Annotated in this window: 25 protein-coding genes; 12 read left to right on the top strand and 13 right to left on the bottom strand. The window is 64.0% G+C overall.

What is annotated here, in order from left to right; genetic code table 11:
• Window positions 1-11: 11 nt before the first annotated feature.
• A complete protein-coding gene (gene lhpI / locus FCU66_RS08040) occupies window positions 12-977 on the top strand; it encodes a bifunctional Delta(1)-pyrroline-2-carboxylate/Delta(1)-piperideine-2-carboxylate reductase (protein WP_136618528.1) in 966 nt (321 codons plus the stop codon).
• Here lhpI and FCU66_RS08035 read toward each other — a convergent pair.
• From FCU66_RS08035 to FCU66_RS08025, 3 genes are all read right to left on the bottom strand, one after another.
• Window positions 974-1,411 carry an EVE domain-containing protein gene (locus FCU66_RS08035; RefSeq protein ID WP_136618527.1) on the bottom strand — a complete coding sequence of 146 codons (438 nt, stop codon included), beginning with the start codon at window positions 1,409-1,411 and terminating at the stop codon, window positions 974-976. The two genes, lhpI and FCU66_RS08035, sit on opposite strands and share 4 nt — an antisense overlap.
• Window positions 1,408-1,803 carry a VOC family protein gene (locus FCU66_RS08030; RefSeq protein WP_136618526.1) on the bottom strand — a complete coding sequence of 132 codons (396 nt, stop codon included), beginning with the start codon at window positions 1,801-1,803 and terminating at the stop codon, window positions 1,408-1,410. The genes FCU66_RS08035 and FCU66_RS08030 overlap by 4 nt, the downstream gene beginning before the upstream one ends.
• Window positions 1,804-1,877: 74 nt before the next feature.
• Complete coding sequence (locus FCU66_RS08025; protein ID WP_136618525.1) at window positions 1,878-2,567, bottom strand: helix-turn-helix transcriptional regulator; 690 nt, start codon at window positions 2,565-2,567, stop codon at window positions 1,878-1,880.
• 136 nt (window positions 2,568-2,703) lie between these two features.
• Between FCU66_RS08025 and FCU66_RS08020 the strand changes: the two genes are divergently transcribed.
• From FCU66_RS08020 to olsB, 6 genes are all read left to right on the top strand, one after another.
• Complete coding sequence (locus FCU66_RS08020; RefSeq protein WP_136618524.1) at window positions 2,704-3,795, top strand: RsmD family RNA methyltransferase; 1,092 nt, start codon at window positions 2,704-2,706, stop codon at window positions 3,793-3,795.
• 17 nt (window positions 3,796-3,812) lie between these two features.
• The gene (locus tag FCU66_RS08015) at window positions 3,813-4,670 is read left to right on the top strand and encodes a TrmH family RNA methyltransferase (protein ID WP_126070538.1); all 858 of its coding nucleotides are present in this window, start codon (window positions 3,813-3,815) and stop codon (window positions 4,668-4,670) included.
• Between the two features lie 13 nt (window positions 4,671-4,683).
• Window positions 4,684-5,211, top strand: a complete 528-nt coding sequence (lspA, locus tag FCU66_RS08010; RefSeq protein ID WP_136618523.1) for a signal peptidase II — start codon at window positions 4,684-4,686, stop codon at window positions 5,209-5,211.
• A 54-nt stretch (window positions 5,212-5,265) separates the two neighbouring features.
• Entirely contained in the window at window positions 5,266-6,255 is a 990-nt protein-coding gene (gene acuI / locus FCU66_RS08005) for an acrylyl-CoA reductase (NADPH) (RefSeq protein WP_136618522.1), read from the top strand.
• 144 nt (window positions 6,256-6,399) lie between these two features.
• Window positions 6,400-8,691, top strand: a complete 2,292-nt coding sequence (locus FCU66_RS08000) for a hybrid sensor histidine kinase/response regulator (RefSeq protein ID WP_136618521.1) — start codon at window positions 6,400-6,402, stop codon at window positions 8,689-8,691.
• 182 nt (window positions 8,692-8,873) lie between these two features.
• On the top strand, window positions 8,874-9,749 hold the full coding sequence (gene olsB, locus FCU66_RS07995) for a l-ornithine N(alpha)-acyltransferase (RefSeq protein WP_168991907.1): 876 nt from the start codon (window positions 8,874-8,876) through the stop codon (window positions 9,747-9,749).
• An 87-nt stretch (window positions 9,750-9,836) separates the two neighbouring features.
• Here the strand turns inward: olsB and FCU66_RS07990 are convergent, their stop codons facing one another.
• Window positions 9,837-10,469 carry a trimeric intracellular cation channel family protein gene (locus tag FCU66_RS07990; RefSeq protein WP_136618519.1) on the bottom strand — a complete coding sequence of 211 codons (633 nt, stop codon included), beginning with the start codon at window positions 10,467-10,469 and terminating at the stop codon, window positions 9,837-9,839.
• A 107-nt stretch (window positions 10,470-10,576) separates the two neighbouring features.
• Window positions 10,577-11,212: a nucleotide exchange factor GrpE gene (gene grpE / locus FCU66_RS07985; RefSeq protein WP_136618518.1), complete on the bottom strand. Its 636-nt coding sequence runs from the start codon at window positions 11,210-11,212 to the stop codon at window positions 10,577-10,579.
• 239 nt (window positions 11,213-11,451) lie between these two features.
• Between grpE and FCU66_RS07980 the strand changes: the two genes are divergently transcribed.
• Both FCU66_RS07980 and FCU66_RS07975 read left to right on the top strand, forming a co-directional pair.
• On the top strand, window positions 11,452-11,652 hold the full coding sequence (locus FCU66_RS07980; RefSeq protein ID WP_136618517.1) for a hypothetical protein: 201 nt from the start codon (window positions 11,452-11,454) through the stop codon (window positions 11,650-11,652).
• 183 nt (window positions 11,653-11,835) lie between these two features.
• On the top strand, window positions 11,836-12,858 hold the full coding sequence (locus FCU66_RS07975) for a fatty acid desaturase (protein ID WP_136618516.1): 1,023 nt from the start codon (window positions 11,836-11,838) through the stop codon (window positions 12,856-12,858).
• A gap of 42 nt (window positions 12,859-12,900) precedes the next feature.
• Here the strand turns inward: FCU66_RS07975 and FCU66_RS07970 are convergent, their stop codons facing one another.
• From FCU66_RS07970 to cysG, 7 genes are all read right to left on the bottom strand, one after another.
• A complete protein-coding gene (locus FCU66_RS07970) occupies window positions 12,901-13,521 on the bottom strand; it encodes a DJ-1/PfpI family protein (protein WP_136618515.1) in 621 nt (206 codons plus the stop codon).
• 193 nt (window positions 13,522-13,714) lie between these two features.
• Window positions 13,715-15,319 (bottom strand): GMC family oxidoreductase, encoded by a 1,605-nt coding sequence (locus FCU66_RS07965; RefSeq protein WP_136618514.1) that lies wholly within the window; start codon window positions 15,317-15,319, stop codon window positions 13,715-13,717.
• Between the two features lie 96 nt (window positions 15,320-15,415).
• Window positions 15,416-15,949, bottom strand: a complete 534-nt coding sequence (locus tag FCU66_RS07960) for a DUF934 domain-containing protein (protein ID WP_136618513.1) — start codon at window positions 15,947-15,949, stop codon at window positions 15,416-15,418.
• A gap of 165 nt (window positions 15,950-16,114) precedes the next feature.
• A complete protein-coding gene (locus FCU66_RS07955) occupies window positions 16,115-16,879 on the bottom strand; it encodes a phosphoadenylyl-sulfate reductase (RefSeq protein ID WP_136618512.1) in 765 nt (254 codons plus the stop codon).
• On the bottom strand, window positions 16,854-18,524 hold the full coding sequence (locus FCU66_RS07950) for a nitrite/sulfite reductase (RefSeq protein WP_136618511.1): 1,671 nt from the start codon (window positions 18,522-18,524) through the stop codon (window positions 16,854-16,856). The genes FCU66_RS07955 and FCU66_RS07950 overlap by 26 nt, the downstream gene beginning before the upstream one ends.
• A gap of 43 nt (window positions 18,525-18,567) precedes the next feature.
• Window positions 18,568-18,873, bottom strand: coding sequence for a DUF2849 domain-containing protein (locus FCU66_RS07945; RefSeq protein ID WP_136618510.1), 306 nt, complete (start codon window positions 18,871-18,873; stop codon window positions 18,568-18,570).
• Window positions 18,870-20,321 (bottom strand): siroheme synthase CysG, encoded by a 1,452-nt coding sequence (gene cysG / locus FCU66_RS07940; protein ID WP_136618509.1) that lies wholly within the window; start codon window positions 20,319-20,321, stop codon window positions 18,870-18,872. The genes FCU66_RS07945 and cysG overlap by 4 nt, the downstream gene beginning before the upstream one ends.
• A gap of 418 nt (window positions 20,322-20,739) precedes the next feature.
• Between cysG and FCU66_RS07935 the strand changes: the two genes are divergently transcribed.
• A complete protein-coding gene (locus FCU66_RS07935) occupies window positions 20,740-21,189 on the top strand; it encodes a baeRF12 domain-containing protein (RefSeq protein WP_136618508.1) in 450 nt (149 codons plus the stop codon).
• Between the two features lie 224 nt (window positions 21,190-21,413).
• On the top strand, window positions 21,414-23,186 hold the full coding sequence (locus tag FCU66_RS07930) for a cation:proton antiporter domain-containing protein (protein ID WP_136618507.1): 1,773 nt from the start codon (window positions 21,414-21,416) through the stop codon (window positions 23,184-23,186).
• Window positions 23,187-23,270: 84 nt separating this feature from the next.
• Here the strand turns inward: FCU66_RS07930 and FCU66_RS07925 are convergent, their stop codons facing one another.
• Entirely contained in the window at window positions 23,271-24,080 is an 810-nt protein-coding gene (locus FCU66_RS07925; protein WP_136618506.1) for an AraC family transcriptional regulator, read from the bottom strand.
• A 192-nt stretch (window positions 24,081-24,272) separates the two neighbouring features.
• Here FCU66_RS07925 and FCU66_RS07920 point away from each other — a divergent pair, with 192 nt between their 5' ends.
• Window positions 24,273-25,193: a zinc-binding dehydrogenase gene (locus FCU66_RS07920; protein ID WP_136618505.1), complete on the top strand. Its 921-nt coding sequence runs from the start codon at window positions 24,273-24,275 to the stop codon at window positions 25,191-25,193.
• Window positions 25,194-25,216: the final 23 nt, after the last annotated feature.

The raw sequence follows: 25,216 nt of genomic DNA, 5'->3' as shown, positions 1-25,216 counted from the left end.
CGGAGTTTTTCATGCTGACCATTTCGGCCGCAGAGGTCGACCATGCGCTGACCTTTCCCGGATTGGTCGAGACGCTGCGCACGGCGTTTCGCGACGGTGCGGTGCAGCCGGTCAGGCACCATCATACGATCGAACGGCCCGATGGCGCGGCCTCCACCCTGCTTTTGATGCCGGCCTGGACCGACCTCAACGCGGCCGGCACGTCGGCCGGTGGTCACGTCGGCGTCAAGATCGTCACCGTTTCGCCCGACAACAACGCCATCGGCAAGCCCGCGGTGATGGGGCTCTATCTCCTGCTCAACGGCGCCACCGGCGAACCCGAGGCCTTGATCGACGGCCAGCGGTTGACCCAATGGCGCACGGCCTGCGCTTCGGCACTTGCGGCCTCCTATATGGCCCGCGACGATGCCTCGCGGCTGCTTGTGGTCGGCGCCGGCGCGCTGTCGCCCTTCCTCGCCAAGGCGCACTCAGCCGTGCGGCCGATCAAGACCATCCGCATCTGGAACCGCACCCCGGCCAATGCCGAGAAGGTCGCGGCCGATCTGCGCGCCGAAGGCTTCGCGGCCAGCGCCGCAAGTGATCTCGATGCCGAGCTTGGGCAGGCCGACATCATCTCCTCGGCGACGATCACGACCACGCCATTGATCAAGGGCGCATTGTTGCGGCCGGGAACCCATGTCGACCTGGTCGGCGGCTTTACGCCTACGATGCGCGAAAGCGATGATGATGCGATCAGGCTCGCCCGCGTCTATGTCGACACCCGCGCCGGCGCCACCAAGGAAGCCGGCGACATCGTGCAGCCGCTGGCCTCCGGCGTGCTGAAGCCGGAAGCCATCGTCGCCGATCTGCACGAATTGGCGCGCGGCCAGAAGAAGGGCCGCGAAAGCGCCGACGAGATCACGCTGTTCAAGTCGGTCGGCGCGGCGCTCGAGGACCTTGCCGCCGGCATTGCCGTCTACAAGGCGCTCACCGCCTAGTTTACTATAGCAGCCATTTTGGCGCCCATCGCCTCGGCGATGACACGAAAATCGTGATCCCCGATTTCGAAAAGGCCGAACCGAAGCTGATAACCCCAGTTCGACTTTCCGGCGGTGAAGTCCAGCCTGTCGAGTAACGGCTTGATCGGCGTTTCTTCAGCCGCTGTCCACTCGACGTCGCGGCGGAACGGTGTGAAACCGCCACCCATGACGCCCTGATAGGGTTCGCCTTCCCGCACCGTGCCGATTGCGGTGAAAGCCTGCAGGCCGTCTTTCTGGCCCATAATGATGGTCGGCGAATAATAGATGATGCCATCGCTGGGCTTGACGCGACGCAGCGGTGCCGCCTTGCCGTGGTTGACCTGCATGAAGCCGGCGGCACGGCCGCGCCGGACATGCTCGGCGGAGGCCACCGCGATCCAGTACGCGCTCATTTTTGTTCCCCATTGGCCTGTTCCCCATCGGACAGCCAGTAGACGCGCAGGCGATGATTGTCGGGATCGAGCGCAACGAAGGTGCGGCCGAAATCCATGTCGGTCGGCGTCTGCAGGATTGTCAGCCCGCGCCCGGACCAGTCGGCATGAGTGGCATCGACCGCATCGGGCGTATGCAGCGCAAAGACGATTTCGGCGCCGCCGCCTGCCGCGGCAGCAGCCGGCTCCACCGTGTGGCGCGACCAGAGGCCGAGCTTGAAGCCGTTGTCGAGAACGAACAGCACGAAGGTCGGCGAACTTTCGACCGGCTCACGGCCGAGCAGTGCACCGTAGAAGGCACCGCTCTGTTGCGGCTGGTCGACATAGAGGATGACGAAATTCGGGGTGGTCATGTCTGCTCTCCAAGGTTCAGCGTTTCGACTTGGCGACCATAGGATAGGCTACTGTCAGTTTCTGGCAGCAGCCGTCACGAACCACGCGGCTTGTCGAGCGTCGCCCGCCATTCCTTGAGCAGTGCCTGGCGACGGCGCGGATAGCGCGTATCTGTTGCTTGAAGCTCGGCGATGCGATCGGCGCGAAAATGCCGGAAATCTTGCCGCATCTCGCACCACGCCACCACCACCCGCACCTTGTCGAAGAACCCCAGCGCAAACGGCCAAACCACACGTTCGGACGCGGCGCCGCCAGCATCGCGGTATAAAAAGCCGAGCTTGCGCTCGTTGCGGATGGCCTGCCGCACCAGACCAAGGTCGATGCCCTCGATGGCCGCGGCGGGAGGGCCGACCAGCAGTGTGCTCGCGTCGAGATCCTCGCGCAGATCGTCCGGCAGCACGGCGGCGATCTTGGCCAAAGCATTGGCGGCGGCGGCCGAGAGACGCTGGTCCGGCTGCTTGGCGACCCAGCGCGAGCCGAGCACCATGGCTTCGATCTCCTCGTCGCTGAACATCAGCGGCGGCAGCATGAAGCCGGGCTTCAGCACATAACCCAGCCCCGCCTCACCCTCGATCGGCGCACCTTGGCCCTGCAGCGTCGCAATATCTCGGTAGAGCGTGCGGATCGAAATCCCAAGCTCATCGGCCAGCGCCTGCCCGCTCACCGGCCGGCGATGCCGACGCAAGGACTGGATCAGGTCGAGCAGGCGTTCGGAGCGGGACATCCAGCAGATTTGCCTGTTTCTTTGACATTGGTCCATCGCCGGCCGACATAAACCGGGAAGGCCGGCGTGTCGGACTTGGTTGCGAAGCCGGTTGCCCTATGTCAAAAGCGGCCACGCCGCTCGGAGTTGCCCCCGCTTGAAGTCTTTTCGCGACAAACGCCGCGACAACCGTCCGCATCCATCCGCAAAGGGTGCGGCGGACGCGTCACGTCCGCGTACCGGCCAGGCTCCTGCCCGACCGGAAGCGCCGCCGCGCGAGCGGCACGAGGCGAAGGCGGACAACCGTTCCGAGCCGAAAGCGGCGCCGCGCATCCTGGCCCGCCGCGAAGGCGCTCTGCCCAGCGAGCAGCTTCCTGTGATCCTGGAAGTCGCGCCCAATGCCGATTATGCGCTGCTCGACAGCGGCGCCGGTCAGAAGCTCGAACAATACGGCCCTTACCGGATCGTGCGGCCCGAGGGCCAGGCGATCTGGCAAAAGGCCTTGCCGGCAAAAGACTGGGAGCGCGCCGACGCCATCTTCACCGGTGATACCGACGAGGAAGGCATCGGCCGCTGGCGTTTCCCCAAGACGCCGCTCGGCGAGACCTGGCCGATGAAGCATGACGGCATCGACTATCTCGGCCGTTTCACCTCGTTTCGCCATGTCGGCGTCTTTCCCGAGCAGGCCTCGCACTGGGACCACATGGCCGGGCTGATCGCGGCGGCGAAGCGGCCGGTCAAGGTGCTGAACCTGTTCGGCTATACCGGTCTTGCCTCGCTGGTGGCAGCCCGCGCCGGCGCCGAGGTCACCCATGTCGATGCCTCGAAGAAAGCGATCGGCTGGGCCCGCGAAAATCAGGAGATGGCTGGGCTCGGCAGCAAGCCGATCCGCTGGATCGTCGACGACGCGGTGAAATTCGCCGAGCGCGAGGAGCGCCGCGGCAGCCGCTACGACATCATCCTGTTCGACCCGCCGGCCTATGGCCGCGGCCCCAAGGGCGAGGTCTGGCAATTGTTCGAGAACCTGCCTGATTTGACCGACCTTTGCCGCGCGATCCTGACGCCGAAGCCGCTTGCCGTGGTGCTGACCGCCTATTCGATCCGCGCCTCCTTCTTCGCCATCCATGCCTTGATGCGCGACACCTTTGCCGGCATGGGCGGCAAGATCGAATCGGGTGAGCTGATCATCCGAGAAAAGTCCGCCGGCCGGGCGCTTTCGACCTCATTGTTTTCGCGTTGGGTGGCCTGAATGCCCGGGAGTCCTGAATGAACGAGCGGCACGCAGGCGCACCCGGGCAGGTGAAGGAAGTCACCAGCCTCGCCAATCCGCTGGTCAAGGACATCAAGGCGCTCGCGCAGAAGAAATTCCGCGACCAGCAGAACGCCTTCATGGCCGAAGGACTGAAGCTGGTCATCGATGCGCTCGATCTCGGCTGGCACATCAGGACATTGGTTTTCGCCAAGGCCGGGCGCGGCAACGCGGCGGTGGAGAAGGTCGCGGCACGCACGGTTGCAGCCGGCGGCATGGTGCTCGAAGTGTCGGAAAAGGTGCTCGTCGCCATCACCCGTCGCGACAATCCGCAAATGGTGGTCGGCGTCTTTTCGCAAAAATTCCTGGCCTTGAAGGATGTCCGCGCTGACAATGGCGACGTCTGGGTGGCGCTCGACCGGGTGCGCGATCCCGGCAATCTCGGCACCGTCATCCGCACCATCGATGCCGTCGGCGCCAAGGGCGTCATCCTGGTCGGCGACACCACCGATCCTTTTTCCGTGGAGACAGTGCGCGCCACCATGGGCTCGATCTTTGCCGTGCCGGTGGCCAAGGCGACAACCGAGGCTTTCCTTGCCTGGCGAGGCGGGTTTTCAGGCCTCGTCGCCGGCACCCACCTGAAAGGCGCCGTCGACTACCGCTCGGTCGATTTTTCCCGTGGACCCGTGCTGCTGATGATGGGCAACGAGCAGCAGGGACTGCCCGAAAGCCTGGCTGCGAGTTGCGACAGGCTGCTCAGGATTCCGCAAGCGGGCCGTGCCGATTCGCTCAATCTGGCCGTTGCCACCGGCATCATGCTGTTCGAGATCCGGCGCGGCGCGCTGAAGCTCGAACCAATCGTGGATCAGCAATGAAGGTTGCCTGCCCGTGAGATCATGGTCTCCCTACGCACTGCTCGTCGTCGCGGCCATCGCGCTTGACCAATGGATAAAACACCTGGTCGAGACCAGTCTCGCCTTTCAGGAAAAGCTCGATCTGGTGCCTTTCCTGGCGCTGTTTCGCACCTACAACACCGGCATCGCCTTCTCGATGTTCTCGTCCTTCGGCGACACCGGGCTGATCGTCATTTCGCTTGCGGTCGTTGCCTTCGTGCTGTTCCTGGCGACGCGGATCGCGCCGTCCCAGATCCTTGCCCGCACCGGTTTTGCGCTGATCGTCGGCGGTGCGCTCGGCAATCTGATCGACCGCGCCGTCTACGGCCACGTCATCGACTACATCCTGTTCCATACGCCGGTCTGGTCCTTCGCCGTCTTCAACCTTGCCGACGCCTTCATCTCGGTGGGTGCGGCGCTGGTCGTCTTCGACGAGCTGTTCGGCTGGCGGCGCGAGCCCAGGCCTTCAAACGCCAAGCCTTCCAAAGCCGGGCCTTCCAAAGCCAGGCCTTCCAAAGATTGACCCCGTGCGGCCATCGCCGCACAGTTCATGTCGCCAAAGATCGCGGAGAAAGAGATGTCCGAAACCTTCAAAGCCATCCTCGTTTCGCGCGACGCCGAGAAAAAGCAGTCGGTAACCGTGACCGATCTCACCGAAGCCGACCTGATGGAAGGCGATGTCACCGTCGCGGTCGAGGCGACGACGGTGAACTACAAGGATGGCCTGGCCATCACAGGCAAGGCGCCGGTGATCCGCCGCTGGCCGCTGGTGCCGGGCATCGATTTCGCCGGCACCGTCATCTCGTCTTCCCATCCCGACTGGCGCGCTGGTGACAAGGTCATCCTGAACGGCTGGGGCGTCGGCGAAACCCATTTCGGTGCCTACGCCGGCCGCGCCCGCGTCAAGGGCGACTGGCTGGTGCCGCTCCCGCAAGGCATCAGCCCGCATGACGCGATGGCCGTCGGCACCGCAGGCTATACCGCCATGCTCTGCGTCATGGCCCTGGAGCGGCACGGCATCCTGCCCGATCGCGGCCCGGTGGTGGTGACGGGGGCGGCCGGCGGCGTGGGCTCGGTCGCGGTCTCGATCCTGTCCAGCCTCGGCTACCATGTCATTGCTTCCACCGGCCGCAATGCCGAAAGCCCCTATTTGATCAACCTTGGCGCCGCCGAAGTGATATCGCGCGACGAGCTTGCCCAGCCGGCCAAGCCGCTGGCCAAGGAGCGCTGGGCCGGCGGCGTCGACGCCGTCGGCAGCCACACGCTGGCCAATGTGCTCTCGATGACCTCTTATGGCGGCGCGGTCGCCGCATGCGGCCTGGCCGGCGGCATGGACCTGCCGACCAGCGTCGCTCCCTTCATCCTGCGTGGCGTCTCATTGCTCGGCATCGATTCGGTGATGGCGCCGAAGGCAGTCCGCCTCGAGGCATGGCGACGCATCGGCACCGACCTCGATCTGCAGAAGCTCGCCAGCCTGTCCAGGACCATCGGTTTCGACGGCATCATCGATGCCGCGCGCGACATCGTCGACGGCAAGATCCGCGGCCGCGTCGTCGTGAACATGTGAACCCGCTCGACTGCCGGGGAAGGCGGACGGAAATCGCCATTTCTGGTGGCAAATCCGCCGCTGCGGCAGCAAAAAGCGCTCATCCGCTAAAATTCGAACGATCCGCCGCAATTTTCCATAATCTCTGTCTGGCAAGGATTTCGCATGATCGCGGAATCCGGCAGCCAAGAGGCGGACACTGGTGACGACGTCGATGCGGCGCCCCCGCCGACGTCGACGCGGCGCTTCGTAGCCGCGCCGACGCTGGTGCCCGAGCCGGAATTCTCCAGGCGCGAAGGCCTGCCCTTTCTGACATTCGTCGCCATCGTCGTGGTGGCCGGCCTGGCGCATTTGACCGGGGCACCGATCTTCATCAGCGTCGCATTGCTGGCAACCGGCCTTGCCGGCCTTGCCATGCATCTGCGCGCCAGGCGGAGCGAACACCGCACCGCCGCCCTTCTTGACGAAACTACTGCCCGCAGCCGCGCCGAGATCGAGACGCTGGCCGACCGCATGTGGGAAATGCAGGAGAGCGATGAGCGCTTTCGCGGCCTGATCGACGCGCTTGGTGATCTCGTCATCCATCGCGACCGCGATGGCTACATCGTCTATGCCAACAAGGTCTTCGCCGATCTCGTCGAAATCGATCAACGCGACCTTGCCGGCAAGACCCTGGCGGAGCTCGGCATCGAGGTCGGCATCGTTCCCGATGCCGCCTTTTCCGACCATGAGTGCCTGAGTTCCACCGATGTCGCCATCAGTACGCCGAGCGGGCCGCGTTGGTTCTCGTGGATCGAACTGTCGGTGCGCGACAAGGACAGCGATGCGGTTTCGCATCGCGCGATCGCTCGCGACATCACCGCCCGCAAACGCGCCGAATCCTCGCTGATCACCGCACGCGAGCGGGCCGAATATGCCAGCCAGGCCAAATCGCGCTTCCTCGCCACCGTCAGCCATGAAATTCGCACGCCGATGAACGGCATCATGGGCATGGCCAGGTTGCTGGCCGACACCAGCCTGTCGCCGGAGCAGCAGACCTATGTCGGCGCCGTCTCGACCTCGGCCAGCGCATTGCTTGCCTTGATCGAGGATCTTCTCGACTACTCCAAGATCGAAGCCGGGCGCTTCGACCCGGAGCCGCAGCCGATGTCGGTGCGCGAGATCGCCGACAACATCATCGAGTTGCTGGCCGCGCGCGCCTTCGCCAAGGGTATCGGGCTGGGCTGCCATGTCGAACCCGACGTGCCGCAGTTGATCACCGCCGATCCGGGCAAGGTCAGGCAGGTGCTGCTCAACCTTATCGGCAACGCCATCAAGTTCACCGACAGCGGCGGCGTGTTGGTGAGCATCGCACGCGCGCGCACCGAAACCAGCGACCGCGTATGCTTCACCATCGCCGATACCGGTCCGGGCCTGCATGATGAGGACCTGGAACGCATTTTCGAGGAGTTCGAGCAGGCCGACGGCACGTCGACGCGCACGCATGGCGGGGCCGGCCTCGGCCTTGCCATCTCCAGGCGCCTAGTGGCCGCCATGGGCGGCACGATCTCGGTATCCAGCCGGCTCGGCCAGGGATCCGAGTTCGTCTTCGAAATCCCGGCGATAGCGGCCACCGAAGCGCCGCAGGGCCGCCAGAACGCGCTCTCGGGCAGACGCGCGGTGATCCTGTCGAAAAACGCCGTCGAGGCCGACGCCATCGCCCGCACCATCCGCGCCAATGGCGGCGCGGTCGACGTCGCCACCACCGCCGCACAGGCCGCGCCCTTCGCCGCCGGCTGCGATGTGATTCTGGTCGATGCGGCCATGGAAGAAAGCGACGGAAGGCTACTCAAGCGCCTGCGCCAGAGCGGTTTCTCCGACTGCGAGGCCATCACTTTGATCGCGCCGACCGACCGCGGCATGCTTGGCGAGTTCCGCGCCAGCGGCTACGCAACCTTCCTGGCCAGGCCGGTGCGTGGCGGAACGCTTCTGCGTGTGCTGTTGAGCAGCCATGCTCCCAGCCTCGCCCAGCCGCAGCCGGAAAAGCGCGGCGCGCCGACGCTGCGCGCCGTCGGCAACCGCCAGCGCGGCCTGTCGGTGCTGATCGCCGAGGACAATGACATCAACGCCATGCTGGCCCGCGCCACGCTGTTGAAGGCCGGGCATCGCGTCAAGGTGGTCGGCAACGGCAAGGCCGCCGTCGAGGCCGTCACCGGCGCCGGGCACAGAGACCGCTTCGACGTGGTCTTGATGGATCTGCATATGCCGGTCATGGACGGGCTGGACGCGATTGCCGCCATCCGCCGCCATGAGGAAGAAACCGCCGTGTCGCCGGTGCCGATCATGGTGCTGTCGGCCGACAGCCAGGAAAAGACCCGCCATGCGGTGCTGGCCCATGGCGCCAGCGGCTTTGTCACCAAGCCGCTCGACCCTGAGGCGCTGGTCAATGCCGTAGAGGGACAGGTCGTCGCGGCCTGAGCTTTCCACCGCCCATTCCGAGCTGCGCGATCACTTAAACGTAGCCGGTTGATCGTATTCGCCAGCCGACGAAGTATTGCCCACGACGTCGTATCACGGTACTGTCACAATCCTGTTGCACCTACACCGTATCCCCGTGCCAAGAGGGATGGCTCGAAGGAGAATCACTCGTGCATACAGTTATGCCGGAATGTGACACTCGGCCGAACGCCAGCAGCGCCTTGCTTGCCGGACGTAACGTCGATTGCGTCATAAAGGGCGCGGCACTGGGCCGTATAGGCAATCTTGAAGTGCGGCTCGCTCGCAACGAAGCCGAGATCGCGGCCGCGCAGGAAGTGCGCTACCGGGTGTTTTACGACGAACTTGGCGCCAGGAAGGACCTGTTCCAGGCCCATGACCGCCGTGATGCCGACCGGTTCGATCCGCTCTGCGACCATCTGCTGGTTTTGGACACCACGCTTTCCGGCCCCGAACATCGCCGCATCGTCGGCACGTATCGGCTGCTGCGGCAAGAAATCGCGGCCACGGCCGGAGGGTTCTATTCGGAAGGCGAATTTGAGCTGACCAAGCTCATCGCTCGTCACCCCGGCCAGCGTTTTCTCGAACTCGGCCGCTCCTGCGTTTTGCCGGAATACCGCTCGAAGCGCACAATCGAGGCGCTGTGGCAAGGCATCTGGGCTTACATCAACCATTACGAAATCGGTGTGATGACCGGTTGCGCGTCCTTCCACGGCACCGTGCCGGCGGCGCATGCTGAGGCGCTCACCTACCTCGCCCATCACTGCCGGACGAATTCGGCCTGGGACGTGCGCGCCGTCACCGGGCGCTACTGCTCGATGGATCTGATGCCGATCGAGGCGGTCAATGCCAAGGCGGCGATCGCGGCGATGCCGCCTTTGGTCAAGGGCTATCTGCGCGTCGGTGCCCGCATCGGTGACGGCTGCGTCATCGATCGCGAATTCTCGACGGTCGACGTGTTCGTCGTCATGCCGGTCAAGGAAATCGGCGCCCGCTACGTCAATTATTACGGCGGGGAAGCCCAGCGCTTCGCGGCGTGATAGCGAATAGCGAATAGCGAATAGAATGTAGCGGGCTTTGTCCCGCTTAACCCCTATTCGCTACTCCCTATTCGCTATTCGCTCCTTTCACGGAATGTCTTCCGGCCGTCGGCCGGGTCGGCTCTTGTAGGACGGAAACGACCAGCCGAATTTGAGCGCGCCGCCACGCACGAGGAACGCCGCCGCAAAACCGGCGAGGTCCGAGGCGAGCGGCGGCAGTCCGGCAAGATCGCCAAGTGTGTAGAGCCCGGCACCCGCAAGGGCTGCCGTGACGTAGATTTCGGGCCTGAGCAGCACCGATGGCTCGCCGGCAAGGAGGTCGCGCAGAATGCCGCCGAAAGTGGCGGTGAGCACGCCGGTGATGACGGAGACGACCGGCGAACCGGTAATCGCAAGTCCCTTGGCCGCGCCCATCACCGAAAAGGCGGCGAGCCCGATGGCGTCGAGCCAGAGCAGCCATTTCCAGCGCGATTCGACACGGTGCGCGCTGAAGAAGACCAGCACCGCAACCACGGCGCAGATCAGCACATAGCTGGAGTTGGCGACCCAGAAAACCGGCAGGTTGAGGATGACGTCGCGAAGCGTGCCGCCGCCTATCCCGGTGACGCTGGCCAGGAACAGGAAGCCGATAATGTCGAGCTGCTTGCGCGAGGCCGCAAGCGCCCCGGTCGCCGCGAAGACGGCGACACCGGCATAGTCGAGAAGCGCGATGGAGTTCATGAGGCTAAGGCAGTAGGAATTAGGGATTAGGCAGTATGAATAGCACGAAGCCGCGCGATTGATACGACTGCCCTAGTTTCCCTACTGCCTACTCCCTACTCCCTACCTCACGCATCCTTCTCAGCCTGTTCGTTCACCGGCCCCGGCTCGACCGGCGCTTCAGCGGCGGCAAGCTTCGGACCGCCCTTGGCGACGCCGACCATGGCCGGGCGCAGCACGCGGTCGCCGATCGAATAGCCCGGCTGCACGACCTGGACCACCGTATTGGCCGGAACATCCGGGTTGGGCACTTCGAACATCGCCTGGTGGAAATTGGGATCGAACTTCTCGCCTTCAGGCGCGAGCTTCTTGACCCCATGCCGTTCCAGCGCCGACAGCATGGCGCGCTCGGTCAAGTCGACGCCTTCGATCAGCGCCTTGAAGCCGGCGTCACCCGACGCCTTGGCCTCGGCGGGGATAGCGTCCAGCGCGCGGCGCAGATTGTCCGACACCGACAGCATGTCGCGCGCGAAATTCGCGACCGCATAGGTGCGCGCGTCATGCACGTCGCGCGCCGTGCGACGACGCAGGTTTTCCATCTCGGCCGCCACGCGCAGCGCGCGGTCCTTCAGCTCTTCATTTTCCTTCAGCAGCCGCACAAGGGCTTCATAGTCGCCGTCGATGCTGCCTTCCGTGCGCTCGGCAGTGGCCTCGGTCGCCTCGACTTCATCGGGCGCGCGTTCGTCTTTTGCCTGGTCGCTCATCGCCGTTTCCCGTCAATCTCGAATGATGTGGATTTTGTGCCCGATATCGAGGTTTGGCAGCCAAAAATCAAGGGGTAAGCGATAGTGGAGGCGATCCGTCAGGGCTGGACAATGACAGCCAAGGCATTTCGATTTTAGTTCAAATTTTACCCTAACCGCCGGCTTTGCTTGCCACAAAGGCGTTATGCGGGAACCATTCCCTTGCTGGAGGAGTTTCGAAGCCGACACAGGATTTTGAGATGATGACCCGCAACAAGGGCGAAAAGGCAGAAAAGCTGGCCACCGAGGTCAGACGCCAGTTCGGCGCCGAGACGGTGACGCGCTTTCTGCGCACCTTGCCGGCCTTCCGCACCGAGGCCGACATCCCTGACCGATTCAGAGAATTGCTCGACCGCCTCGACGGAGCGGAGAACGGTGACGTCGGTTGGCGCCGGCGGTAACGCGACAAAGAGAGCTTCGGATTCCTGAACGATCGGACTTGAAAGCCAGCCACTTCGGCGGCGTATCATCAATGGGTCGGGCCGGCGGTTGGCAGGCTCGACCGCCACCACGCGACAATTACGCACAGTAATTTTGCGTGATTGCTGTCTTGCGGTGGCGTGGCACCCCGCCTATGCTTCCTGATGAACATGATTTCCCCTGAGGCGGTCGCCAACAGCAAGCGCGCCTGGTTGAAGATTCTGGCGCGCTACAAGAAGCCTGACAGGCGGCGCAGCACCATCGAACTCGCCATCACACTCATCCCGTTCGCCGTGCTCTGGGGATTGTCCTCGGCGGCCTATGCCTATGGCCATTGGTGGGGACTGATCCTGATCCTTCCCGCGGCCGGGTTTCTGGTGCGCATCTTCATGATCCAGCACGATTGCGGCCACGGCTCCTTCTTCGCCAATCGCTACGCGGACGACTGGATCGGCCGCGCGCTCGGCATCCTGACGCTGACGCCCTACGATTGCTGGCGGCGCGCTCACGCGACGCATCATGCCAGCGCCGGCAATCTCGACGAACGCGGCATGGGCGACATCAGGACGCTGACCGTTGCCGAATACCGGCAGATGTCATGGCGAGGCCGTCTTGCCTATCGTCTCTATCGCCACCCGCTGGTGATGTTCGGGCTCGGGCCGATCTGGCTGTTCATCTTCGAGCAAAGGCTGCCCGTCGGCATGATGCGCGGCGGCCTGACGCCCTGGGTGTCGTCGATGACCACCAATCTTGGCATCGCGGTTGCAGCAGCCGTCGTCATCTGGTTCGTCGGCCCCGGCGCGTTCCTGGTGGTCCATCTGCCGATCGTCATCCTCGCCGGTTCAGCCGGCATCTGGCTGTTCTACGTCCAGCACCAGTTCGAGGAAACGGAATGGGCGAAGGATGCCGACTGGGAATTCCAGCACGCCGCCCTGCACGGATCGTCCTATTACGACCTGCCGCCGGTGCTGAACTGGTTCACCGGCAATATCGGTGTCCATCACGTCCACCACCTCTCTGCCAAGGTGCCTTGCTACCGGTTGCAGGAAGTGCTGCGGGATTATCCCGAACTGCGCAACATCGGCCGCGTCACGCTGCTCGAAAGCCTGCGCTGCGTCAAACTTGCACTGTGGGACGAGAACCGCCGCAAGCTGGTGTCGTTCCGCGAGGCACGGGCGGCGGTGTAGCAAGACCGCCGCGCCATTGGCACGGCGGCCCAAAATCCTGGATCAGGCCGCCTGGCGCTCGTCACGCATCAGGATCTCGCCATGGCGGATCTCGGTGCCCAGCACCTTCAGGCATTCGCGGATGAAGTTGGACAGGCCCGGCCAGCCCTTGGCTGAAACGAGATTGCCGTCGACATGGGCGCCGGTCGGCGCAACGTCGATATAGATGCCGCCGGCGAGCGTGACCTCCGGCTCGCAGTAATGGAGTGCGGCGACTTCCCGGCCCCGCACCACGCCGTCGACAGCGATCAGTATCTGCACGCCATGGCAGATGGTGAAGATCGGCTTGCCGGCCTCGTGGAAATGCCGCACCAGCGCCTGTACCCGCTTGTCGATGCGGATGTATTCCGGCCCGCGCCCGCCCGCCGCATAGACGGCGTCGTATCCGGCTGGGTCCACCTCGGAAAACGTCTTGTTGAGGATGTAGTCGTGGCCAAGTTTTTCCGTGTAGGTCTGGTGGCCTTCGAAGTCGTGCAGCGACGTTTTCAATATATCGCCCGCCTTCTTGTCCGGGCAGACGACATGCACGGTGTGGCCAACCGCATGCATCGCCTGCTCAAAGACGAAAATCTCATATTCCTCGCTGAACTCGCCAACGAGCATCAGTATCTTCTTGCCAGCCATTTCCGGTTCCTCCCTTGTGGCCATATTTATTTCGGATCGCGAAATAATGGACCTATCCTAAGGGCAGGATGGCGAAAGGGAAAGCGCAAATCGCACAATTGGTAAGACCAGTTGATGTCGATTGGCACCAGCATCCTCACAGAGTATTCCACAACAGGCAAAACCAGCCCCACTGGTTCGACCAGAATTCCAATCAGGCAGCCTTGATCATATCAGCTGCCTTTTCGGCGATCATGATGGTTGGCGCGTTGGTGTTGCCACCGATCAACGTCGGCATCACCGAGGCGTCGACAACACGCAAGGCTTGCATGCCGTGCACGCGAAGCTGCGGGTCGACCACGGCCATATCGTCGATGCCCATCTTGCAGGTGCCGACCGGGTGATAGATCGTATCGGCACGAGCCCGGATATGCGCCATCAGCTCGGCATCGCTCGAAACGCCGGCGGTGTAGATTTCCTTATGGCGGTATTTGGCCAGCGACGGCGCCTCCAATATGGCGCGCATCATTCTGGCGCCCTTGAGCAAAAGCTCGGCGTCGCGTTCGTCGGACAGAAATCGCGGATCGATGCGCGGTGGCGCCAGCGGGTCCGGCGTCGACAGCCCGACCTCGCCGCGCGACTGCGGCCGCAGCACGCAGACATGGCATGAGAAGCCATAGCCCATATGCAGCTTGCGGCCATGGTCATCGACGATGGCGATGCAGAAATGCAATTGCAGATCGGGCCGATCGATCGCCGGGTCGGACTTGAGGAAGGCGCCGCCCTCCGCGTAGGGCGTGGCGATCATGCCGCTGCCGTCCTTGCGCCAGCGCCGCAGATGCCGCAGCAGGCCAGGCAGACCGCGCAGGCCGATGCCCATCATGTCGGCATCCCTTGATGTCCAGCCCATGATGAAGTCGAGATGATCCTGCAGGTTCTTACCGACGCCGGGCAACTCATGAACGACCGGAATTCCGTGCGCTGCAAGCTCGACAGCTGGCCCGATCCCGGACAGCAACAAGAGCTGCGGCGAGCCGAAGGCACCACCGCAGACGATGACCTCGCGCCTGGCTTTCGCAACGGCTTCGCCCTTGCCCACGCGGTAGCGCACGCCGGTGGCCCGCTTGCCGTCAAGGACGATGCCCGTGGCATGCGCGCCGGTGATGACGGTAAGGTTTGGGCGGTCCATGGCCGGATGCAGATAGGCGGCCGCCGCCGAGCAGCGCTCGCCATTGCGGCGTTCGCCCCAGAATTGCGTGACCTGATAAAGCCCCGCCCCTTCCTGCTCCGGTCCATTGAAATCATCGTTGCGACGGATCTGGTTTTCGCCGCAGGCCTCGACAAAGGCCCGGGAGAGCGCACGTGGCTCTTGCTGTTCGGCAACCCGCAGCGGCCCGTCGCCGCCATGCAGGGCATCGGTGCCGCGCTCATTGCCTTCGGCCCGCTGGAAATACGGCAGCACCTCGTCCCATGACCAGCCGGTGCAGCCGAGATCGGCCCATTCGTCATAGTCGCCGTGGTGTCCGCGTGTGTAGAGCATGGCATTGATCGCACTGGAACCACCCAGCGCCTTGCCGCGCGGCTGGTAACCCTTGCGCCCGCCAAGCCCCTGCTGCGGCACCGTCTCGAACGCCCAGTTGTTGATCTTCGGCCGACCCGGCAGCAGCGCGATGACGCCTGCCGGGGCGCGGATGAGCAGATCTTTGCCCTCGCCGCCGGCTTCGATCAGGCAGACCGTTTTCGATGGATCTTCGGAGAGCCGCGCGGCAAGCGTGCAGCCAGCGGACCCGCCGCCGGCAATGACATAGTCGAAATCCATGATCTCCTCCCTCTCACCCGGCGGATGTTTCCGTCCGGACGACCAAGAGAAGGCCCGATCACAGCTGATGTAAAGGCGTACGGAACTACCGTTGCGTCAGCTGTTGCGAAGGCGGCGCCAGGAATATTTTGGGCCCTTGGGCTCCGGCACGGCGGCTGGCTGGTAGTAGAGCCCCAACCCGCCGGTGCGGCCCTCCTCCAGCCGCTTCAACAGCACCGGATTCGAGATCTCGAACTCATCGAAGCCAAGCCGCAGCATATGCGGCAATTGGTCGACCAGAACCTGCCCGGTGGCGCGCATCGCACCTTCGAAATCGTAGCGGCTGCGCAGCAACTCACCCTTGGAGAAGGAGCGTCCATCGTTGAAGGCCGGGAAGGCCAGCGTCACCAAAGGCAGCTGGTCGAGCAGATCGGCGATCTTTTCGAGCTGATCGCCCGGCTGCAGCACGACGCCGAGCCGCTCCTTGGCTGACCGGCGCACCTCCGGCTCGAGATCGAGAAACGCCTGCAGCGGCAGGATGAAGCGGCCATTGCCGGAAAGCGCATCCGCGTTTTCGGCATAGGCCCAATCGTCCTCGCGAAAACCTGTCGGGGTCCAGAGGCGGGTCTCCGGTATCGTCGGTTCAGTCATCAAAAATTCCTAAAAACTCAAAGAAGCTCATTGTGTGTTGAGATTCAGGTCAGGCCGCGCCGAAAATGGTGGCTTCCGAGAACCGGAGCGTAGCGTACTTGAAGTACGTGAGCACCGGAAGCGCAGGAAGCTGCCGTTTGCAGGCCGGCTGAATATCTACATACCCTAAAGGGATGCGTCGGTCAGCGACTTCTCCAGCCCCGACAGGTGAATGCCGCACTCGGTCTTGGCATGACCGGCCCAGCGGCCGCTGCGCGCGTCCTCGCCCGGCTGCACGGGCTGCGTGCACGGGAAGCAGCCGATCGACAGATAGCCATAGGCGACCAGCGGATTTTCGCGCAGCGCATGCGCGCGCATATAGTCCGCCTGATCCGATGTCGTCCAGTGCGCCAGCGGATTGATACGGATGCGCGGGCCGACCGCTTCGAACACCGGAAGTGCCGCCCGGGTCGAGGCCTGGAAGCGCTTGCGGCCGGTGAACCAGGCACGGAAGGGGGCAACGCCCCGCGCCAGCGGCTCAACCTTGCGCACGTCGCAGCAGGCGTCGGTGTTGCTCTGGTGCAGATTGCCCGTCGGATCGATCCGTTCGAGCGCCGCTTCCTCTGGCTTGATCACCCTTATATTGGTCAGCCCGAAATCGGCGGCAAGCGCGTCGCGATAGCCGAGCGTCTCCTCGAAATGCTTGCCGGTGTCGAGGAAGATGACCGGCAGCGTCCGGTCGATCTTGGCGATCATGTGCAGCAGCACAGCCGAGTCCGCGCCGAACGACGACACCGCAGCGATCTCGTCGAGGAACAGTTCGCGGGCCGAGCGTTCGATGATCTCGAGCGGCTTCAGATGACCGTAAAGCGCATCGAGTCCCGCCGCCTTGGCGGCGATGCCGTCATCGACATCGGCAATACGGTCAAGCGGCCTTGGTTTCGCCAGCATAGAGCGCCTCCTTGAACGGCGCGGGACCGACACGGCGGTAGGCGTCGATGAATTTTTCTTGTGGGTCGAGCCGAAGGCCGAGATAGGTCTCGACGATCTGCTCGATGGCGTCGGTGATCTCTTCCGAGGAGAAGCCGCGGCCGATAATCTCGCCGACCGAGGTGTTCTCGTCGGCCGAGCCGCCCAGTGTCACCTGATAGAGCTCGGAGCCCTTCTTCTCGACGCCGAGGATGCCGATATGGCCGACATGGTGATGGCCGCAGGCGTTGATGCAGCCGGAGATCTTCAGCTTCAGTTCGCCGATCTCGCGCTGCCGTTCCAGCGAGGCGAAGCGGCGCGAGATTTCCTGCGCGATCGGAATCGAGCGCGCCGTCGCCAGCGCGCAATAATCGAGGCCCGGGCAAGCGATGATGTCCGATATCAAATTGGAATTGGCCGTCGCCAGGCCGATGCCGACCAGCGCATCATAGACCGCCTTGAGGTCAGCGCGCGCCACATGCGGCAGGATCAAGTTCTGCTCATGGCTGACGCGCAGCTCGTCAAAGGCATATGTCTCGGCGATGTCGGCGACCGCTTCCATCTGGCTGTCCGAGGCGTCGCCCGGCACCTCGCCGATGCCCTTGAGCGAGATCGTCACCGCCGCGTAGTCGGGATGGCGGTGCGTCACGACGTTCTGGTCGAGCCACTCCGAGAACCCTTTGGAATCCAGACGCGCCAGCTTGACCGCCTGGTCGCCTTCCGGCCGCTCGGTGAGCGCCGGCGGCGCGAAATAGGCCTCGATGGCGCGGATATCGGCTTCCGGCAGCTTCAGCTCGGCGTTCTTCAACTCCTGCCACTCGGCCTCGACCTGGCGGGTGATTTCCTCGACGCCGGTCTCGTGCACGAGGATCTTGATGCGCGCCTTGTACTTGTTGTCGCGGCGGCCATAGAGGTTGTAAACGCGCAGGATCGCCGTGCAGTAGGACAAGAGGTCGGCTTCCGGCAGGAAGTCGCGGATCTTGCGGGCCACCATCGGCGTGCGGCCCTGGCCGCCGCCGATATAGACGGCGAAACCCAGTTCGCCGGCAGCGTTCTTCTTCAGATGCAGGCCGATGTCATGCGTCTGGATGGCGGCGCGGTCGCGCTCGGCACCCGTCACCGCGATCTTGAACTTGCGCGGCAGGAACGAGAATTCCGGATGCACCGACGACCACTGGCGCAGGATTTCCGCATAGGGCCGCGGATCGGCGACCTCATCGGCTGCGGCACCGGCGAAATGGTCGGCGGTGACATTGCGGATGCAATTGCCGCTGGTCTGGATGGCGTGCATCTCGACGCTTGCCAGATCGGCCAGGATCGCCGGAATGTCCGACAGCGCCGGCCAGTTGAACTGGATGTTCTGGCGCGTGGTGAAATGGCCGTAGCCCTTGTCGTATTTGCGGGCGATGTGGCCGAGCATACGCAACTGCTTGCCGTTCAGCGTGCCATAGGGCACCGCGATGCGCAGCATGTAGGCGTGCAGCTGAAGATAAACGCCGTTCATCAGCCTGAGCGGCCGGAACTGGTCCTCGGTGATCTCGCCGGCCAGCCGGCGCTGGACCTGGTCGCTGAACTCGGCGACGCGGGCCTGGACAAAATCGTGGTCGAACTCATCGTAACGGTACATGCTTCGTCTTTCAGGGCGCGTCCGCCCATGCCTGGTGTCTTGGTTATGCTGCCCAAGTTGCCTGCTTGGCAGCCTGCTTGCCGAGATCGCTGCGGATGGTCGGGCCGGCAGCGCGGATCTTCTCGCGCAACCGCACCGGCTCGACGACGCCGTTGACGACGTCCGCATCGATCAAATTCACGTCGACCACTTCGTTGGCCGCATACGCCTTGGCGCCGATTGCCTCGAGCCGATCCTCGGCCGCCTTGTCATGGGCAAGGTCGGCATGGTCGACCGTCTCGGCCCAGCCCCCATCGGCGTACCAGACGGCAATGCCGTCGGTGAGGCGGTTGGCGGTCAGTATCTTCATTGCTGAACTCCTTCGGCGACCGAACTGGACGCGCCTTCATGCCTGTGTGCCGCGAGCGGCTCGGACCGTTCAAAATTGGCGCCGGCGACCGCATCGCCGATGATGGTCATGACCGGGCCGGAAAGATCGGCCCGCGCTTCCAGCGACGGCAGGTCGGCAAGCGTGCCGTGGAAGCGGCGACGGTTGGCGAGGCTGGCATTCTCGACCACGGCCACCGCCGTATCCGGCGACAGCCCGGCCTCGATCAGCCGGCCGGCAACCTCGGCCGCGACCGAGCGGCCCATATAGACGGCGACCGTGGCGCCGGAAATGGCGAGCTTGGCCCAGTCGGGCAGCGAATTGCCCTTGAGGTCATGGCCGGTGGTGAACACCATCGACGAGGAAACACCGCGCAAGGTCAGCGGCAGTTCAAAATCGGCGGCGGCGGCAAAGGCCGCGGTGACGCCCGGAACCACCTCATAGGCGATGCCGGCATCACGCAGTGCCGCCATCTCTTCGCCGGCCCGGCCGAACACCAGCGGATCGCCCGACTTCAGCCGCACGACGCGCTTGCCTTCACGGCCAAGCTCGACCAGCAGCGCATTGATTTCAGCCTGGCTCTTGCTGTGGCAGCCCTTGCGTTTTCCGACCGGCAGGCGCTCGGCATCACGGCGACCCATGGCAACGACCGCCTCCGGCACCAGCGCATCATGGACGATGACATCGGCTTCCATCAGCAAACGATGGGCACGCAAGGTCAAAAGATCCTCGGCGCCTGGACCGGCGCCGACCAGGGCGATGTGGCCGCAAGCAGGCGTGTTCGACAGCAGAAGATCGACGGCGGCGTCATGCGCCTGCGAAAGCTGGCCGGCTTCAGCCGCGCGGGCAGGAGCGCCAGCGAAGAAATCATTCCAGAAGCGGCGGCGGGCATTGCCTCTCGGCAGCAGCTTCTCGGCAGCCCCGCGAAACGAAGCGGCAAGAATTGCCAGCGGCCCGAGCGACGGCGACAGCATGCGGTCGATGCGGCCGCGCAGCATCTGGGCAAGCACCGGGCCTGCACCTTCCGTGCCGATGGCTATGGCGACCGGCGCGCGGTTGACCAGCGCCGGGGTGAAGAAATCGCAAAGCTCTGGCCGGTCGACGGCATTGACCGGAATGCTTAAGCGGCGCGCATCCGTGACCACACGGCGATCGAGTTCCTCGTCGCCGCTGGCGGCAAACACCATGACCGCGCCTTCGAGCTGCGACGCGTCGTAGGCGGCGGCAAGATGGTTCGTGCCGGTCTGGGCGATGAAGGCGAGCAGGTCGGGCTCGGCGTGTTCCGCAATGATGCGCAGGACCGCGCTCGACTGTCCGATCAGCCGCGCCTTGGCCAGCGCCTCTTCGCCGCCGCCGACGATGGCCACGGTCTGCCCCTCGACCCGCATGAAGACAGGAAAGGCATTGAGTTTGGGAGCAGTGTGCGACATGGGCGCGAGCGGAATCCTGAACAGGCTTGCAGTTCTACGCGCGGGCGTGAGAAACCAGAAGGAACGCACTCGCGCATCGCCTGTCGGGATGCAATCGCTTTTCTGAAAGCATCCCGGCCAAGAGAAAAATATTCCTCGTTGGCGGATGGAGCGGATTCAAGCCGCTGTCGCAGGCCTTGATTTGTAGGTCTTTTAGCGCCCGACGACAAATGCCGCAAAACAGTTTTTTCTAAATTCTACCAATTTAGTAGATTAAAGCCGCAGGCATTGGATGACCCGAATGACCGATACCCGCGAGGGTCTGGTTGGAACATTACCGGTTCGGGGCGCGTTCCCCAAACAGCCCATCACGTCGGATCGAAACCCGGCCGCGGCATGTCACAAGATGCCCGCGCGGCCCTAGAAGGAACCTGTCATCATGAGCACAATCAATCTGAAGCACGGCATCTGGGTCATGGTGGCCGATGGCGAGAAGGCGCTTTTCCTCAGGAACGCCGGTGACAACAAATATCCGAATCTCGAGGTGGTGCAGGAAATGCAGCAGGACAACCCGCCCACCCGTGAGCAAGGCAGTGACAGCCCGGGCCGATACAATGATGGTCCCTCCGTGCACCGCAGCGCGGTCGAGGACACGGACTGGCACCGCATCGGCAAGGAGCGTTTCGCCGATGAGATCGCCGCCCGGCTCTACAAGCTCGCCCATAGCGGCGAGTTCAAGGAGATCGTGCTTGTCGCACCGCCGATGCTGCTTGGGGCAATGCGCAAGAAGCTGCACAAGGAAGTCGAGGACAGGGTGACCGCCGAAATTCCCAAGACACTGACCAACCGCGCCATACCAGAGATCGAGGCCCTGCTGCAGGCAACCTGATTGGTGTCGATCGATCGCGCCGGATCGGAACGCAATATCATCGCGCGAATTCAAATCCGGCCGGCGGCTTCTTCGGCTGCCGGTCAAGTTTTTGCGGCCGCACCGTCGATTTCATGGCTTTGCGGGTTGCATCGCCGACACCCCATCCACCATATTGCAAACAGGCGGCGGCTTCGGGCGGCGCCCATCCGACATTGCTGATTTTGAAAGGCGCTCCATACACAATGCCGCATGACACGCCCCTTATCGCCACCATCGTCGCCGGTCTGGGGCTGGCTTTCGTCTTCGGCGCTCTCGCCAACCGCTTCCGTATTCCGCCTCTGGTCGGCTATCTCGTAGCCGGCGTGTTGGTCGGGCCGAACACGCCCGGCTTCGTCGCCGATGCCGGCCTTGCCAACGAACTCGCCGAAATCGGCGTCATCCTGCTGATGTTCGGCGTCGGCCTGCACTTCTCGTTGAAGGACCTGCTGTCGGTGCGCGCCATCGCCGTGCCCGGCGCCATCGTCCAGATCGGCTTTGCCACCGCGCTCGGCGCCGGCCTTGCCTGGATGCTCGGCTGGTCGATGGGTGCGGGGCTGGTTTTCGGCCTGGCGCTGTCGGTCGCCTCGACCGTGGTGTTGCTGCGCGCGCTGCAGGAGCGGCGGATGATCGAGACCGAGCGCGGCCGCATCGCCGTCGGCTGGCTGATCGTCGAGGATCTGGCCATGGTGCTGGCGCTGGTGCTGCTGCCGGCGCTTGCCGGCGTGCTCGGCGGCCAAGAGCAGGTGGACACCCATGCGAGCGGCCTGCTGTCGCTACCGGCCAGTTACGGCATCTGGGGCGTCGTCGGCATCACGCTGGCCAAGGTCGCCGCTTTCGTCGTCGTCATGCTGGTGGTCGGCCGCCGGGTCATTCCCTGGATCCTGCACTATGTCGCCCACACCGGCTCGCGCGAATTGTTCCGGCTGGCGGTGCTCGCCATAGCGCTCGGCGTCGCCTTCGGCGCGGCCAAACTGTTCGGCGTCTCGCTGGCGCTGGGTGCCTTCTTCGCCGGCATGATCATGAGCGAGTCCGAACTCAGCCACCGCGCGGCGGAAGAATCGCTGCCATTGCGCGATGCCTTCTCCGTGCTGTTCTTCGTCTCGGTCGGCATGCTGTTCGACCCGTTCAGCCTGATCAGCAATGGCTGGCCGATCCTGGCGACGCTGGCCATCATCGTCATCGGCAAATCGTTGGCGGCGTTCCTCATCGTCGTTGCCTTCGGTTATCCCCTGGCCACGGCACTGATGATCTCGGCAAGCCTTGCCCAGATCGGCGAATTCTCCTTCATCCTGGCCGAGCTCGGCGTCGGGCTGAAACTGTTGCCCGAACAAGGTCGCGACCTCATCCTGGCCGGCGCCATCCTGTCGATCGTCCTCAACCCGCTGATGTTCCTGGCCATCGACTGGATGAAGCCATGGCTGGAGCGGCGTGCCGCCAGGACGGCACCGCCGGCCGAGGCAAAGCCGGTTGGTCCGGCGACGGAGCCGGGCCATGTGGCCTCTGTTGCAGCCACGACGAAAGCGGAAGACGGGCCGCCGCCCAGGACAACCCTCACCGACCACGCCATCCTGATCGGCTACGGCCGCGTCGGCAGTCTCGTCGGTGCGTCGTTGAAAGAGGCCGCCTTGCCCTTCCTCGTCGTCGAGGATGCCGACAAGACGCTGGCCAGACTGAAGGCCGATGGCATCGAGACGGTTTCCGGCAACGCGGCCAACGCCGAAGTGTTCGCCGCCGCCAATCCCGAAGGGGCGAAGCGGCTGATCCTGGCCATTCCCAACGCCTTCGAGGCCGGCCAGATCGTGCTCAGGGCACGCGCCGCCAACCCCGGCATCAACGTCATCGCCCGCGCCCATTCCGACGCCGAGGTCGAGCACCTCAAGGGCCTCGGCGCCGACACGGTGATCATGGGCGAGCGCGAAATCGCCCGCGGCATTGTCGAAGAGGTGCTTGGCCACAAGCCGGGTGCCGCGGCCTGAGCTTCCGCATGTCAACGGATAGGCCGGTGGCCGGCGACGGCATTTGGCCTGTCGAACTCGACAACCTGCCCTCAATCGAATTGATCACGCAACGAACGCAGAGCCGCCATTCTGCGCGACGCTGCTGAGATACTGCGCAGGCGGCTTGCCCAGCGCCTTCTTGAACATGGTGATGAAGGCTGTGACGGACTCATAGCCGAGATCTGCCGAAACCTGCTGCACGCTCGCGCCCGAGGCCAGTTCCCGTATCGCGACGATCAGATGCAATTGCTGGCGCCAGCGTCCGAAGCTCAGGCCTGTTTCTCTCACCGCCAGGCGTGCCAGGCTGCTCTCGCTGAGAGCGACACGCCTGGCCCATTCTGCCAGATTGCTGCGGTCGGCAGGATTTTCAGCCAAAGCATCGGCGATCCGTCTCAAGCGCGGCTCTGACGATATCGGCATATGCAGTTGCTGGACAGGCATGCGCGGCAGCTCGCTGAGCAGAACCTTGGACAGCACAGCCATCCGTGAATCGTCGTCCTGCACACCATCGGACAGCTCGATGATCAGTTCGCGCAGCAGCGGCGAGATCGAAAGCGTGCAGCAGCGGTCTGGCAGATCTGCGGCTCCCGGCTCGATGTACACGAAGAAAATCCGGGCATTGGCGGTGGCGATATTGCTGTGCTCCATACCGCCCGGAATCCACACGCCGCAATGCGGCGGCACCATCCATAGACCGCTCGGGACGCGGCAGGTGACGCCACCACCGAGCACGAAAACAAGTTGGCCTTTGCGGTGCCAATGGGAGGGGACCTCAGCCCTGGTCTCGGTGACGTCAACGCGCACGGCAATCACCGGCTCGGAACGCTCATCCACATCGAAATCGAGCCAGGGGTAGCGGAGGGGTTGTCTCATGATTGACGAGTTTTAGCGATCGAATGCTTTGATATCTAAATTATTCAGGAGAGAAAGTCGATAGGTTCCGGCTTGTGGATGAGCACGTCCGGAGCTTGGTGCAGGGTTCTTCGATCAGCGGCCGCCTTGCGAACCGGCAAGACCAGCCGCCCGAAGGCTATGCGCCCACCACGCAGCAATGAGGTATGAACCATGCTCGCTCTAGTCATCTCTTCCGACAGCGCGACCGGACTGAGGATCGCGGAGCTTGCCGAGCCTCAAACGGCCTCGAACGAGGCGCTTGTCTCGGTCCGCGCGACCTCTTTGAACCGCGGCGAACTGCGCCTGCTCGCCATTCGCCCGGACGGCTGGATACCGGGCCAGGACATCGTCGGGTTTGTCGAACGGGCAGCAGCCGATGGTTCCGGGCCAGCCATGGGCGCCCGGGTTGCGGCTCTGGTCGACCAGGCCGGCTGGGCCGAACGGGTCGCCGTTCCGACCGACCGTCTCGCGGTCTTGCCGGATGACGTCAGCTTCGTTTCGGCAGCCACGCTTCCGGTCGCGGGCACGACGGCGCTGAGGACTTTGCGCCATGGCGGCGACCTGACCGGCCAGCAGGTCCTGATCACCGGCGCAAGCGGTGCGGTCGGTCGTTTCCAGATCCAGCTTGCCCGCCTGCAAGGCGCCTCGGTCACCGCGATCGCCGCCGCCCGGCATGCCGAGGATCTCCGTAACCTTGGGGCCGAGCAGGTTGTCGAAGCGATCGAACTGGCCGAGGGACCGTTTTCGCTGATCACCGAGTCGGTCGGCGGCAAAAGCCTCGCCCACGCCATCGAACGCGTGGCACCCGGCGGGACCATCGTCATGTTCGGCTCGAGCAGCGGCGAACTCACGCCCATTGGATTCCGCCAGTTCGTTCCGGATCATGAAGGGGCGAGGCTTCAGACTTTTGCCTACTACACGTCTGGTCCAGGCATTGGCGCGGACATCGCCTCGCTGCTCGCTCTGGTCGCGGCCGGCCGGCTCGAAACACGCGTGGCCCTGACCGTGCCGTGGACAGACATTGCCCAAGCCCTGGACGCACTGCGACAACGCAGCTTCAGCGGCAAGGCCGTTCTCACCCTAGCGGAATGAGCAGTCCTCGACCTGAAGTCGGC

Source organism: Mesorhizobium norvegicum (assembly GCF_004919685.1).
GTDB classification, from domain to species: Bacteria; Pseudomonadota; Alphaproteobacteria; order Rhizobiales; family Rhizobiaceae; genus Mesorhizobium; species Mesorhizobium norvegicum.
Note: the sequence above shows the minus strand (reverse complement) of the source record. Positions and strands in the feature narration are given on the sequence as shown.